The sequence below is a fragment of the Rhodothermales bacterium genome (genome assembly GCA_017643395.1).
Classification (GTDB): Bacteria; Bacteroidota; Rhodothermia; order Rhodothermales; family UBA10348; genus JABDJZ01.
Genome location: JAEPNP010000004.1, coordinates 273394 through 287174, shown reverse-complemented (window position 1 = coordinate 287174; position 13781 = coordinate 273394). Strand labels below are relative to the sequence as shown.

General features: G+C 62.7%; 13 protein-coding genes. 7 read left to right on the top strand and 6 right to left on the bottom strand.

Annotated features, from left to right (window positions below; all coding sequences use genetic code 11):
* Positions 1-11: 11 nt before the first annotated feature.
* Genes JJ896_13870 through JJ896_13860 form a run of 3 tightly spaced genes read left to right on the top strand, consistent with a single transcriptional unit; the run spans position 12 to position 2240 of the window.
* A complete protein-coding gene (locus JJ896_13870) occupies positions 12-551 on the top strand; it encodes a nucleotide exchange factor GrpE (GenBank protein MBO6780737.1) in 540 nt (179 codons plus the stop codon).
* Position 552: 1 nt separating this feature from the next.
* A complete protein-coding gene (gene dnaJ / locus JJ896_13865; GenBank protein MBO6780736.1) occupies positions 553-1722 on the top strand; it encodes a molecular chaperone DnaJ in 1170 nt (389 codons plus the stop codon).
* Positions 1719-2240 carry a flavin reductase family protein gene (locus JJ896_13860; protein ID MBO6780735.1) on the top strand — a complete coding sequence of 174 codons (522 nt, stop codon included), beginning with the start codon at positions 1719-1721 and terminating at the stop codon, positions 2238-2240. The genes dnaJ and JJ896_13860 overlap by 4 nt, the downstream gene beginning before the upstream one ends.
* A gap of 245 nt (positions 2241-2485) precedes the next feature.
* On the opposite strand, the gene JJ896_13855 is transcribed toward JJ896_13860, so the two are convergent.
* From JJ896_13855 to JJ896_13845, 3 genes are read right to left on the bottom strand one after another with little or no spacing between them, the layout of a single operon-like run.
* On the bottom strand, positions 2486-3295 hold the full coding sequence (locus JJ896_13855; protein ID MBO6780734.1) for a TIGR02757 family protein: 810 nt from the start codon (positions 3293-3295) through the stop codon (positions 2486-2488).
* Positions 3292-4290: a threo-3-hydroxy-L-aspartate ammonia-lyase gene (locus JJ896_13850; GenBank protein ID MBO6780733.1), complete on the bottom strand. Its 999-nt coding sequence runs from the start codon at positions 4288-4290 to the stop codon at positions 3292-3294. The genes JJ896_13855 and JJ896_13850 overlap by 4 nt, the downstream gene beginning before the upstream one ends.
* 30 nt (positions 4291-4320) lie before the next feature.
* On the bottom strand, positions 4321-4626 hold the full coding sequence (locus JJ896_13845) for a DUF4342 domain-containing protein (protein MBO6780732.1): 306 nt from the start codon (positions 4624-4626) through the stop codon (positions 4321-4323).
* Positions 4627-4907: 281 nt separating this feature from the next.
* Between JJ896_13845 and JJ896_13840 the strand changes: the two genes are divergently transcribed.
* From JJ896_13840 to JJ896_13825, 4 genes are all read left to right on the top strand, one after another.
* On the top strand, positions 4908-5354 hold the full coding sequence (locus JJ896_13840; GenBank protein MBO6780731.1) for a hypothetical protein: 447 nt from the start codon (positions 4908-4910) through the stop codon (positions 5352-5354).
* A 145-nt stretch (positions 5355-5499) separates the two neighbouring features.
* Positions 5500-5910 carry a hypothetical protein gene (locus JJ896_13835; protein MBO6780730.1) on the top strand — a complete coding sequence of 137 codons (411 nt, stop codon included), beginning with the start codon at positions 5500-5502 and terminating at the stop codon, positions 5908-5910.
* A 6-nt stretch (positions 5911-5916) separates the two neighbouring features.
* Positions 5917-7272 (top strand): type II secretion system F family protein, encoded by a 1356-nt coding sequence (locus JJ896_13830; protein MBO6780729.1) that lies wholly within the window; start codon positions 5917-5919, stop codon positions 7270-7272.
* Between the two features lie 43 nt (positions 7273-7315).
* Positions 7316-10702, top strand: coding sequence for a type II/IV secretion system protein (locus JJ896_13825; GenBank protein MBO6780728.1), 3387 nt, complete (start codon positions 7316-7318; stop codon positions 10700-10702).
* A gap of 42 nt (positions 10703-10744) precedes the next feature.
* Here JJ896_13825 and JJ896_13820 read toward each other — a convergent pair whose 3' ends face one another.
* The 3 genes from JJ896_13820 to JJ896_13810 are packed head-to-tail and all read right to left on the bottom strand — an operon-like array spanning position 10745 to position 13767.
* The gene (locus tag JJ896_13820; GenBank protein MBO6780727.1) at positions 10745-11761 is read right to left on the bottom strand and encodes a Gfo/Idh/MocA family oxidoreductase; all 1017 of its coding nucleotides are present in this window, start codon (positions 11759-11761) and stop codon (positions 10745-10747) included.
* Entirely contained in the window at positions 11761-12909 is a 1149-nt protein-coding gene (locus JJ896_13815; protein MBO6780726.1) for a DegT/DnrJ/EryC1/StrS family aminotransferase, read from the bottom strand. The genes JJ896_13820 and JJ896_13815 overlap by 1 nt, the downstream gene beginning before the upstream one ends.
* Positions 12910-12963: 54 nt before the next feature.
* Entirely contained in the window at positions 12964-13767 is an 804-nt protein-coding gene (locus JJ896_13810) for a hypothetical protein (GenBank protein MBO6780725.1), read from the bottom strand.
* Positions 13768-13781: the final 14 nt, after the last annotated feature.

Here is a 13781-nt window from a genome sequence, read left to right as displayed (position 1 = left end):
GAATGCAACACATGGAAGAACTGGATAAGGAAATAGAGAACGCCATGGACGGCGCTGCTACCGAGGAAGAGTCCCTCGAGGCCCGTCTTGCGCGACAGGAAGAGGAACTCGGCACCCTGCGCGATCAGGTGATGCGACAGGCCGCGGAGTTCCAGAACTACCGCCGACGCACGGAGCAGGAGAAAGTGCAGATGGCAGACTACGGCCGGCAGGACGTGGTCACGCAACTGCTCGACGTGCTGGACGACTTCCGCCGCACGCTGGATGCTGCCGGACAGGTGGAGAACGGTGAGGTGGACGAGGCAGCCTTCAAGTCGCTGCATACCGGCGTTGCCATGGTCTACGGCAAGCTGCTCGGCGAACTGGCGAAGCTGGGTGTCGAGCAGATCGATGCGGTAGGAAAACCCTTTGATGAGGCCGAGCACGAGGCACTCATGTCCCAGCCGGTATCGGACGGCCAGGAGCCGGGGCATGTGGTCGGCGAGATTCAGGCCGGGTACCGCATGGGAGATCGCGTCATCCGCCACGCGCGGGTGGTGGTGACAGCCTGACATGCGCGACTACTACGAAATACTGGGCGTGGACCGTTCCGCTTCCGCGGACGACCTGAAGAAAGCCTATCGCAAGCTGGCCCTGAAGTACCATCCGGATCGCAATCCTGGCGACGAGGAGGCCGAGAATCGATTCAAGGAGGCGGCGGAGGCCTACGAGGTGCTCTCCAGTCCCGAGAAGCGGCAGCGCTACGACCGGTTCGGCCATGCCGGCGTGCGTGGCAACGGCGGCGCCGCGGGTGGAGCGGGTTTCCAGGACATCAACGACATCTTCAGCGCGTTTTCCGACATCTTTGGCGGAGGCGGCAGCATCTTCGACGAGGTTTTCGGCGGGGGAGCCCGCGGAGGCCGCCGTCAGCGTCGACGTGGGCGGCCGGGCAGCGATCTGCGGATCAAGCTGCCGCTCACCCTCGAAGAAATCGCCGAGGGCGTCGACAAGAAGATCAAGGTCAAGAAGTTCGGGCTCTGCGACACGTGCGAAGGAAGGGGAGTAGAGGACGAGTCCGACGGCTATGACACCTGCGGGACGTGCCAGGGGTCTGGCGAGATCCGCCAGGTCAGCCGCTCCGTCTTCGGGCAGTTTGTCAACGTGCAGCCATGCCCGACCTGTCGGGGAGAAGGGCGCGTGATTCGAAATCCCTGCGCCGAATGTCGCGGCGAAGGTCGGCTCAAGGATGAGGAGACGATTTCAATCTCCGTGCCCGCCGGAGTCCTGGAGGGCCACTACCTGACCGTGCGTGGGGCCGGCAACGCCGGGATCCGCGGTGGTGTATCCGGGGATCTGCGGGTTGAGATTGAAGAGGTAGCGCATGAGCATTTCTCACGCGATGGACTCGACGTGGTCTACGACCTCTATCTCTCCTTCCCGGACGCGGCACTCGGCACCGAAGTCGAGGTGCCGACGCTCAAGGGTCGGGCTCGCCTGCAGATCGATGCCGGCGTTCAATCCGGCAAGCTGCTCCGCATGCGGGAGCGCGGTATACCCGACATCGAGTCGTCGCGACGCGGAGATCAGATTGTGCGCATTCAGGTGTGGACGCCTCGATCCATGTCTGACGACGAGCGGGAGGTGCTGGAGTCCCTCCGTCAGTCAGATTCGTTCACTCCCGACCCCGACTCTGTGGAGGATCGCAAGTCGTTCTTCAGCCGCGTCAAGGACGTTTTTTCGTGACGCGCGCGGCATCCTTCCCCGCAGTGACGGGCGATGCGATCCGCGCCGCCATGCGGCGAGTGCCGTCTGCGGTGACCGTTGTTACGGTGGGTGGGGCAGAGCCCCGTGGCATCACCATCGGCAGTTTCGTGACGGTATCGCTTGAGCCGCCGTTGGTCAGCTTCAACGTGCAGCGTTCGGCACGCGTGCATGACCTCCTCCTGGATTCGACCCGCTTTGCGGTGCATGTGCTCATGGAGGGGCAGGACCGTATCTCGGAAGTCTTCGCGGATCCTGACCTGGATGCGGAAGCGCAGCTGACTGCCGGAGGGGCCGTGTTGGACGAACACGGCGTGCCGATGCTGAAGGAGTGTCTGGTGCGGTTTGAGTGCCGACCCGAAGCCAGTTTTCCCGCCGGCGACCACACGCTGGTTCTAGGTCGCGTGGAGAAGCTGTCTTCCCGGACGAGCGGCCACGCGCTGCTGTATCTCAATCGCGACTACCACCACCTCGACGTGGATGTAGACGCCGAAGAGTAAGCGGTCCTGAACGCAGGTGGGATCTGGTACCTGGATTCCATATCGCCCTGCTCGGCAGGGGCGTCGGCTCGGAATTGGGGGGTACGATTCCACGTTGCAGCGGTCTGTTTCGGCCCGGGAAGTGGAATACTGGCCCTTGATCCCACGTGGGGGGTAAAGCGTTCGTCCGCGGGGCCTGCAGGCCCCGGCCCCGTCCCGCCCCGTCCCGCCCCGGCGCGACCCTGGCGGCCCCCGCGCGCTGCCTCCTACTCCACCACGAATCGCGGGTCCAGCGGATCCGCGAATGCTCCCGGCCCGAAAAATGCGAAGTCGTACCGGCACGGATCATCGGGGTCAAGGGCACGGCAGGTTGCCGTCAGTTCCATCGCCGCTTTCCAGTCGTTCGATGGTCTGCTGAGCAGTCCGAGCGCCCTGGCCTGTCTGCCCGAGTGCACGTCCAGCGGCAGAACCAGCTGACTGGCGCGGAGCCCCGTCCAGATTCCCAGGTCAACAGGGCCCGTGCGCACCATCCAGCGCAGATACATGCACAGCCGCTTGCAGGCGCTGCCGGCCGCGGGGCGCGCAAGGTGCTTCTGCAGTCGCGGCGGTGTGTCGGGGCGGGCCTGCATGACGGCGGTCGAGAAGTGCTGAATCGCCGGGCCCACATCCTGGTCCTCATCGTCCATGCCGGCCTGAAACGCTCCTTCGATGGACCCGAATCGGTCGAGAAGGACAGAAAGGGCTGCGGTAAGCGAGACCGCATCGTCCGGACGAAACGTGCGGTGCCCAAAACCTTCCAGGGCCCGGCTGCGTGCCGGATCGAATCCGCGCACAAACCGGTGCGGCCGATACTCCATGCGTGCACAAAGCTCCGCCATCTTCTTCAGGATGGTCTCTCTGCGGCCCCAGGCCAGCAGCGCAGCGTACAGACCAATGATCTCCTGGTCACGGGGGTCGTCGAAGGCCAGTGGGACCGAGATCGGGTCCGCATTGATGAACGCCGGCGACTCATACCTCGCGACAAGTTTGTCCAGATAATCCGCCAGCCCAGGTGTGGCAAGCACGCCCGAGGTCATCCGTTTCCGTACATCCAGGTCGCGGCCGTGCGGATGTCCACGTTGCCACCACTGATGATGGCTCCGACGCGCGCTCCCCGCACGTCGTAAGCCCCCGTTCTCGCGGCGGCAAGAGCGAGGGCGCCGGTAGGTTCGATGATCAGTTTCATGCGCTCCCAGACAAACCGCATGGTATCGATGAGAGCGCTGTCAGGGACGGTCACCATCGCGTCCACATGCTGCATCACCAGCGGGAATGTCACAGTTCCCAGAAACGGAGTGCGGGCTCCGTCCGCGATGGTGTCGGGATTCTCCACGGTGTGCAGGGTCCCTGTTGCGAAGGAGCGGGTGGCGTCGTCAGCATTTTCGGGCTCGACGCCTACTACCCTGACATGAGGGTTGATGCCCTTGGCAGCCAGGGCACAGCCCGACAGGAGGCCGCCCCCTCCACAGCAGACCAGCAGGACGTCCAGGTCAGGCACCGCCCGCATAAGCTCCAGTCCTGCAGTGCCCTGACCCGCAACAATGTCCGGATGATCGTAGGGGGGCACGATGGGCAGGCCGCGGTCCTGCGAAAGTTCGGCAGCAAGGGTCTCGCGGGTAACGCGTGAGCGGTCGTAGGTGATGATCTCCGCCCCGTAGCCTGCGGTGGCCCGAAGCTTCACCGAGGGCGCGTCCTCAGGCATGATGATCGTCGCCGGGGTGCCTGTCAGCCTTCCGGCCAGCGCAACGGCCTGGGCGTGGTTCCCCGACGAGTAGGTGAGCACGCCTCGTGCTCTGTCGACGTGCGACAGCCGACTCAGTGCGTTGTAGGCGCCTCGGAATTTAAAGGCGCCCGTTCGCTGCAGATTCTCGCACTTCAGGTGGAGGCGCGCTCCTACCTCCTGGTCCAAATGACGAGAACGCATCACAGGCGTGCGATGAGCGACGCCTGCGATGCGTTCTGCCGCCGCGACTACATCAGCATGTGTCACGGCATGAATTGCCTCCGCCACGGAATCGTTTTTCCCTGTCATGGGCGCGGGCGAAGGAATATTCGGGTCCGGTCAGGCCTTGTCTTCGACGATCTCCTCGACGACTTCGGCCACGGTTTCCGGCTCGCGTTCGACGATCACGGAGACATCCGTGACGAGGGCGGCGAGGGCTCCGACAGCAGCCAGGATCGGGGTGAAGATGACGGCTGCAGCTGCACCGCCGACACCGACCGAAAGGGGGAATTCAAGCAGCGTACGGCCATCTTTACGGATGCTGACGCTACGGGCGTTCCCTTCTTCGATGAGTTCCTTGACCTTGTCAACGAGCTGATTGCCCTTGACTTTGACTTCTTCTACGGTGGATTCCCACTTGGTCATATTTCTTACCAGTTGGTTAAAAAAAGAGTACTGACACCTCTAATACGCGACCGCGCTGACCGGGTTGCGAGGCGGTTTTTCGGCACAAGTTTGGTTCTTCGCTTAAGTGGCTCTGCCAAGGAGCCGAAACAGAGTGAGTCCGTGGAGATGACCAGGCGGTTCCTTCACGGGATCTTGACATAAGCATAGCTCAAGTCAATCCGGGGTCTGTCCGATACAGTCCGCGGAGCAGCCTGAATCACACAGGAAACCGAACAGGAAAACACCACGGAGGTTGATCGATGGGTCAGCAGCAACTTCTTCTTCTCGTACTGGGTATCGTCATCGTCGGTCTGGCGGTGGTGGTAGGCATCCAGGCCTTTTCTGAGAACCAGAAAAAGGCGAATGCCGACGCACTCGTTAACGACGCGATTCGTATTGCAAGCGACGCACAGGCTTGGAAACTGAAGCCGGCAGCATTTGGTGGAGGCGCAAGCGCTACCAACTGGACCGGTCTCACCCTGCTGCAGCTTGGCTATGATGTCGGCGACAACACGTCCACGCAGGGCGAAGCCGATGATGATCAGTACGAAAATCTGAATGGCATCTTTGACATGTCCGCCTCCGGCGCGACCCTGACGATTCTCGGCACGGGCTATAACGGCTCTACCGCGTTCAACACGGTCCGCGTCACGGTAACGGGCACGGAGCCGAGCGACATCACCACGCTGGTCAACCCGAGCTCCTAAGTCGGGCAACCAGTAGTCGCACGAGACTACGAACGGCGGCATGCCTCACGGCATGCCGCCGTTTCTGTTTTACAGGGCTTTAGGCCCACCAAAAAGGGGCGATACCGGAGGAGGTACCCCCGCAATCTACCCATAGCCCCGAACCATGGGTCAGCAACAACTTCTTCTTCTGGTAATCGGTGTCATCCTCGTTGGGATTGCCGTTATCGCCGGAATCCAGGCCGCTACAGACGGCTTTGGGAAGAGCGAAGCGGACGGCATCATGAGCCGCAATCTCGCTATCGCTTCAAACGCAGTGTTCTGGAAAACCAAGTCGGACCCGTTCGCCGGTGGCAACCAGTCCTACTCACTGCTGGGCTCCAACGGATTGGCGACTCTCGCAATGGATACCGAGACCGAGCTCGCAAACTGGGCGATCACCAACGCCACGGCCACATCGATTGAGATCTCAGGCGTCTCCAAGCGCAACGCCAACATCGGTGTGCGGACCTACGTGAACAACTACAGCATCGACTCCACGATCGTGCGATTCGACGGCTCGATCACGCTCGAGTAGGCAGCCATGGCATCCGTCAAGGAGTTTCGGTTTTCCGGTATCAGTCGCGTAGGCCAGCCCGTCCAGGGAACGGTCTTCGCCAAGGGACAGCGCGCCGCAGAGAAAAAGGTCGACGCGCTGGCGGACAAACACGGATTCCGCAAGCAGGACGTCCTGCAGCGACGCGTCTACCTGTACAAGGTCAAGCACCCCAACGGGAAGCTGCAGCAGGGGGAGCAGAAAGCGTTTTCGGCAGAGGAAATCTCGGCAGCGCTACGCAACCTCGGCCTGGAAGTGGTCAAGGTCGAGAAGAAGCTGCTCGACTTTCAGCGCAAGCCGCCGAATACGGACATGATCATGTTCGTGCGGCTGTCGGCGAACCTGCTCAAGGAAAAACTGCCCTTTGACGAGGTGTTGAACCTGCTTGTCAACGATGTGTCGTCTCGCAGTCTGAAGCAGGTCATCCGTGACTTGAATGCGGACCTGAAAGGCGGCATGGAGGCGCAGCAGGCGTTCATGAAGCACCAGCACATGCTGGGCAAGTTTACGGCCTACATGCTCGGCATCGCCTCGAAGTCCGGCAACATGGCTGAGATCTACGAGGCCACTGCCCGCTTTCTCGAGCGCCAGGACGAGTTCAAGAAGAGCGTCAAGAGTGCGATGACCACACCGGCGCTCACCATCGCGGTGCTGACGGCCGCCTTCATCTGGTACATCTGGTGGATCTTCCCCGAGACCGCCGGACTGTTTGAGGGCTTCAACATTGCGCTGCCCCCGATGACGCAGGCAACGCTCAACTTTTCACGATGGCTGGACGGCAACTGGATGTGGCTGGGGGCACTGCTCTTCGGCATGTTCCTTGCCTGCTTCCTGTTTGTTCGGTCCCAAAGGGGCCAATTTCTCATCCATCGTTACCTCATCCGCATTCCCGTGATCGGAAGCCTGCTGCACAAGCTCAACATCGAGATTTTCTGCAGGGTGTTCGCCGTACTCTATTCCGGAAGCGGCGACAATATTTCCGTTATCAAGGTGGCCTCCGAGGCCTGCGGCAACTCCTACATGGAGCATCGCATCAAAACGGTCACCGTGCCGATGATGGTCGCCCAGGGCGCCGAGCTTGTGAAGGCCATGGAAGCCTCACAGGTGTTCACGGGCATGGCACTCGCTCGATTCCGCTCGGGTGCAGAGACTGGTAACGTGCGCAACGCAGCACGCCAGATGGCGGACTACTACGAAAACGAGACCTCCATGAAGTTGCGTTCGACGGTGGAGCTCATCCAGACGGCGGTGGCCGTATTCATCACCATCGCCATCATGATTCTCACCCTGATCTCGTCTGAGATCGCCATGATCTCGCCGTCCTCGACGGACTTCATGGGATAGACGAAATCACACCCCAAGCGCCTCCGCATCACCACCGCCAGGAATGCGACTAGGACTCTTCGACTTCAAAAGGAAACGCGACAGGCATCCGGAGAAATCTCCGGATGCTGTTTCCGTTGATGCGAGGGAAGAACCGCAGGTGGTGGTGGACGAGTCGGAGAATGCACCGCTGACCGGCGAGGATCTGACCGACCTCTGGGACGCGCTGGCGGAGGAGATTGACGAACTCAGCCTGGACGAGCTGGAGGACCAGCTAACGGAGGCCCCCGAGATTGCGGCCGAGCTCCAGGAGTGGGCCGAGGCAGAGGACGAGGAGGCCCTGAAGGCCTTGGTCGATGCCTACACCGGCGATTCGCGCGCCGCAGAGACGGCACACGGCAACACAGCTCAAGGCTCGGCCGATTCTGACGCGCACAGTCAGGAGCCAATCGGGGCATCCAACGCGGCGGAGGATGAGGACGAGTACGGCACGAGTCACGACTTCGACGCGAATGCCGCCGCCGCTTTCCAGGATGAGTCCGTAGAAGAACTACCCGGGGCCGACGATTTCTATGCGGCGGCCGATGCTGAATTCGACCCCGAGAGTTTTGACGAGAACGCCTTCCTGGCCACCCTGCAGGCCCTGGAGCAGGGCAGCGCCGCAGGTGAGCCGGCTCCTGGCCCGACCGGAGTATCCTCCGACGTGCCGGTGGAGCAGCCCAACAACGCCATGCTGGCGGCGGCCGACCTGCTCAACGATCTGATGGAAGAGGATTCGGGCGGTCCAAGAGACGAGCCGACCGAAACCGAGCGCACGCTCGTGAAGGACAGCATGGAACTCGCGGGAGACATCCTGCGCAACTTCCATGAGGAAGAGCCTGATGCAACCCCGCAGGAAGGACCGGTGCCGGATGCACCCTCGCAGCCGGACGCCGCCACCTCGGGCGTCGTCAGCGACGAGATCGTGCTGGCGCTGATGCACGCGGGCGTGATCCGGGTGGCACAGGTTTACGACGCGTCGCGGCACCGCCGCCCCGGCGAACCGCTCTGGCGGGCGATGCTGGAGGTGGAAGAAGTGGACCGTGGCGTGCTCCTGGCCGAGGTCGCCCGGCAGTCCGGATATGAAGCGTACGAGGACAGGGAAGACCTGCCGGTCAAGAACCTCGTCGAGAACATGCGGGAAACCGTCACTCCGGAAGCACTGGATGCTGTTCTGGACGCCGGCGCCATACCTGTAGAGATCGGCCTGAACCCGGAGACGCTCGATTATCGCCTCATTCTTGCCACCGACGACCCGGTTTCCCGCCGGGTAGCCGCGGCCGCGGCCGCGCTTCCGGTGGAAACCGAGTTGCGGTATATGCCGACCACGGCGATCGATGCGTACCTGGACGAGGTACACCCTGATCGGCTTCCGCGCACACATCGTGAGCCCGAGGTTCAGGAGGCGCCAGACGACGGATCGCCCAGGTCTGACCGCGGTCCCGCGGCTTCTGCAAGCGCCGAAGAGCGCGCGCGGAATCGACCCTGGCCCAAGAAAGGAGACACCCAGGGCGAGCAGGCTGCCCCGGCGGAGCCCGTTGCCGCGCCGCCTGCCGAACCCGTGGTTCCGGTGGAGAAACCGGGCGTAGAGCAGGACATTTCGCTCCTGGATCGCCGCGCCAAAAAGGATCGCGTGGTGGCAGCCCTTTTCAAGGAGGGCAGCATCTCCATCGAACAGGTGGAAAAGGCCCTGACCAAATACGGTCAGGAGGGCGGCAAGGAAGCCATCTGGCGCATTCTGGCCGCCGTGCCGGGAGTAGACAGAGAACGCGTCTTCTCCATGGCGGCGAAGGTGTACGCGTTCCCCCGCGTGGAACTCGGGGAAGGGCGTCCGGACCACGAGTTCGTGATGCTCATCATGGAGACGATTGCTGAGGAGCGCCGGGAGGATCTCCTGCGCCTCAATCTTCTTCCGTTCGAGTACGCGATTGATGCCGAGACGGGCGGAGCTCGTCTGATGTTCGTCACGCACGACCCGGCGCGCTCGGACGTGCATCGCCTGCTCGCTCAGCTGAAGGTCGGTCGCTTCGAGCTGCGCTACGCTTCGGAAGCCGAGCTCACCCGGGTGATCACAGAGATTTTCCCGAAGCGGAACGAGTATCTCGACCGCATGACGGCGAGCGACGAGCCGGCGTTTGATTTTGGAGCCGACTTTGAAGCTGACGAGTCCGAGCTGGTAGACGAAACCGCCCTCGAGGCGGAGATGAGCCGGTCCGTACTCATCAACCTGTTCGAGGCCTCGCTTATCGAAGCGGTCCGACAGGGAGCCTCGGACATCCATGTCTTCCCGAATCCCAAGCGCCACATCGAAATCCATTTCCGCGTAGACGGTCGTCTGCGACGGTGGCATGTGGACGAGAAGGTGGCCGCCGAGGCCTTCCTGGCCGTGGTGAAGGACAACTCAACCAACGTCGACCGGTTTGAGCGTGAAATGGCCCAGGACGGGTTCATTCAGCGCCGGATTGACGATGTGCTGATCCGCTTCCGTGTCAGCGTGCTGCCCATCGCCTCCGCTAACCAGGAGATTCGGGCAGAGAGTGTGGTCATTCGTGTGCTGGACGACAGGAAGGTGTTGACCGACCTCTCCAAGCTCGGCATGTTGCCCAGCGCTCTGGAGAGCGTGAACCACGCCATCAGCCAGCCGCACGGCATGGTGATTCTGACCGGTCCGACCGGTTCGGGTAAGTCCACCACCCTCGTGGCCGCGCTGCACCAGGTGATTTCCCCCGAGGTTAACGTGCTCACGATTGAGGACCCGGTGGAGTACATCATCAACGGGGTCCGGCAGATCAAACTCTCGCACAAGCTGGGGCTGGAGGACGCCATTCGCGCCGTCCTGCGCCACGATCCCGATATCGTGATGGTCGGTGAGATGCGCGACAAGGCGACCGCCGATCTCGCCATCAAGCTCGCCAACACAGGTCACCTCACGTTCTCGACACTGCACACCAACGATGCGCCGAGTGCCGTCTCCCGACTGTACAAAATGGGAGTCGAGCCTTTCCTGCTGGCATACGCCATCAATCTGGTCGTAGCCCAGCGTCTGATCCGCAAGTTGTGCCCGGTCTGCAAGCGGCCTGCCGCGAAGAAGGACAGTGTCATGATGAAGCGGCTCGGCTTCACCGATGACGAGATCGAGAACCTCGAAATCATGGAGCCGGCACGGGAGAAGGCATGTCCCAAGTGCAGCGGGGCGGGCTACAAGGGCCGCCGCGCGATCTCGGAGACCCTGTACTTCTCCCAGGAAATCCGCCACCTGGTGGCCGAGTCGGGCGAAGACATCGACGAGGAGGCCATCATGAAGCAGGCCCAGAAGGAAGGCATGCTGTCGCTGCAGGATTGTGCGCGGCAACTCGTCAAGGACGGCGAGACCAGTATCGAGGAAATGATGCGGGTCACGGCCTCCGAGTAACGGGCGATGGGCCCTGAGGCGGCCGCGCGCCGCTGAGCGTGGTCAGGGCAAGTCTGCCCGCACACCGCCTGCCGCCAGGGAACGCGCGGCAGCATCCATCATCTCCACGACAGCGAGTCCGTTTCGTCCGTCCGAGCGTGGCGTCTCGCCGGTGCGCACGCAGTCGATGAAGTGCTCGCACTCCAGCCGCAGTGGCTCGGCCATGGTGATCTTGGGGATGTGGATGTCGCCGCTTCGCAGGGTCATCGCCTGCGTGTAATCGGCGTAGCCGGCTTCGGCGATGTCCACGCCCTTGTCGTACAGGCGCACCTTCTCGGAGGTCGCCACGTCGTCGATGACGGCCATCTTGCGGCTGCCCACCACTGTGACCTTGCGCGTCTTGTGCGGGTCGAGCCAGGAGGTGTGCAGGTGGGCCATCTTGCCTCCCTCGAAGTGCACCGTGGCAAACACGACGTCCTGAACGCCCGGCTGCAGATAGGCCTGGCCGCTGGCGGAGACGCCGACCGGCTTCGCGTCCATGAGCTGCAGCGCCACCGACAGGTCATGCGGGGCCAGGCTTTCGAACGCGTTTTCGTTCTGCCGGATGATGCCCAGGTTCACCCGCTGGGAATACAGGTAGTAAACGTCTCCGAGTTCGCCCGACTGCGCCAGGTCCTCCACGTATCGGAACGCGGGGTGGTAGAGGAGGAGGTGCCCGACCATCAGGCGTAGATCCTTTTCCTCGGACAGGCGCACGAGTTCGCGGGCATTGTCCGTGGTCTGCGCCATCGGCTTCTCCACGAACACGTGCTTGCCCGCTGCCAGCGCCAGCTTGGCCAGGGGGGCGTGCTGCGGGGTCTCGGTGGCGATAACCACCGCATCGACATCGTCGCTGGAAAGCAGGTCATCGTAGATCGACGTGGTCTGCGTGCCCGGATGGGAGTCCGCCACCCGGTCCAGCACGTCCTGCCGCTGGTCACAGGCCATCACGAGGTCCACCCCCGGAATAGCCGCGAAGTTGCGGAGCAGGTTTTTGCCCCAGTACCCGATGCCTACCTGCGCAAGGCCGACCCGCTGCATCAGGCGTGCACCTCGAGCAGGAAGTCGTTCACGGCGGCGGCGACGTAGGCCTGCTGCTCTTCGGTGAGTTCAGTGTGCATCGGAAGACTGATCACCTCTGCCGCGGCCTGGTTCGTATGCGTCATATCGCCCGTGCGGCAGCCCCCTCCGGCAAACACCTCCAGACGTTGGAGCGGGATGGGGTAGTAGGTCGCGTGCGGTACACCCCGCTCCTTCAGATGCACGGCCAGCGCGTCACGGCGCCCTCCCCGAACGCGTAGCGTGTACTGGTGAAAGACGTGGTCCCGGTCTTCCGCACGGAAGGGCGTCACCACGGCCGGATTGTCGGCAAGGAGCGCATCGTACCGGTCCGCGGCGGCCACTCGGGCAGCGCTGTAGGCGTCGAGGTGCTTGAGCTTCACCTTCAGCACGGCGGCCTGCATGGCGTCCAAGCGCGAGTTGATACCGACCACTTCGTTGTGGTATTTCTTTGCGGAGCCGTGATTGGCGATGAGCTTCATGCGCTGATAGAGCGCTTCGTCCGCCGTGGTCACCGCACCGCCGTCGCCGTAGCAGCCGAGATTCTTGGAAGGAAAGAAGCTGGTGGTGCCGCAGGCACCGAGGGCTCCGACTCGCGTGCCCTTATAGTGCGCGCCGATGGCCTGGGCATTGTCCTCAATCACGGGGATGCCATGCCGGTTGGCTACGTCCATGATGGCATCCATGTCAGCCGGCTGGCCGAAGAGGTGCACCGGAACGATGGCTTTGGTGCGCTCGGTAATCAGCGACTCGATGGATGCCGCGTCGATGTTGAACGTCTCGGGGTTGATATCGGCAAACACCGGCACCGCGCCGAGCAACGCTGCCGCCTCGGCCGTCGCGATGAACGTGAAGGCCGTGGTGATGACCTCATCGCCCGGACCGATGTCCAGCGCCATCATGGCCACCTGGAGAGCGTCTGTGCCGTTGGCCACGCCGTGCACGTAGGGGATTCCCAGGTAGCCCGCGAGTTTGCATTCGAACTCGCCGACGACCGGGCCGCGAATGAAAGCGGTATTGTCCAGTACGGCCTGGATCTCCGCGTTGACTTCGTCGCGGATGTGGGCATACTGGCTGGCAAGGTCAACCATCGTGAGGTTGGCCGGCACGGAGGTCGCGTCAGTCTTCAAAGTGTGTGCTCCCGAATGATTGGTGGGGGGCGAACGCGGGGCGGCGGGGGGTGTTCAGTCCCAGCCCTGGTTGTCGAGCAGCTGGTCGTCGGGTACGGCTCGGAAGCGGCGAGCTGGCAGGCCGGCGTACATCTGAGCCTGTTCGGCATCGCGTGTCAGAAGCGCTCCGGCAGCGACCACCGCATCCTTTTCGATGGTCTTGCCCGGCAGAATCACGCTGCCAACACCAAGTCGGCCACCACGCTTGATGTGCACCCCCTTGAAGTGCCTGAAGCGCTCCTCGGTGCGGCCCATGTAATTGTCATTCGAGGTCAGCGTGCCGGGCGCTACGAACACACGATCCTCCACCGTGGAATAGGCCGTGATGTAGACGTTGGTCTCGAGCTTGACATAGTTGCCGATGGCGCAGTGGTTCTCGATGGCCACGCCGCGGCCGACAATGGTAAAGCTGCCCACCGTGACATCCTCGCGTACCGTGGCCAGGTCGGCGACCAGCACCTTTTCGCCCAGCACACAGCCGGCATATACCACCACGTTTGCCCCAATCAGGCAGCGGTCGCCGATCTGTGCGGGCGCGAGTTGACGATCCTTCGTGACGGCGGAGTTCGGCGCCCGCATGGGCTGTTTGCCGACACTGCTGTGTTCGTCGATCCGGACGGCATCTCCAATGGTGGTGCCGGGGTGGAGAACCACCTGATCGCCGATCTCACAACCCTCGCCGATGCTTACTCCGTCATGAATAACGCACAGGTGGCCGATCCGGGTGCCCTGGCCGATGCGCACACCCGACGAGACGATGGTGCCGATTCCTGTGGAAACTCCGTCTGCGAGCGATGCGCTGGGATCTATGTGACGCATGGTGTAGAAACCTG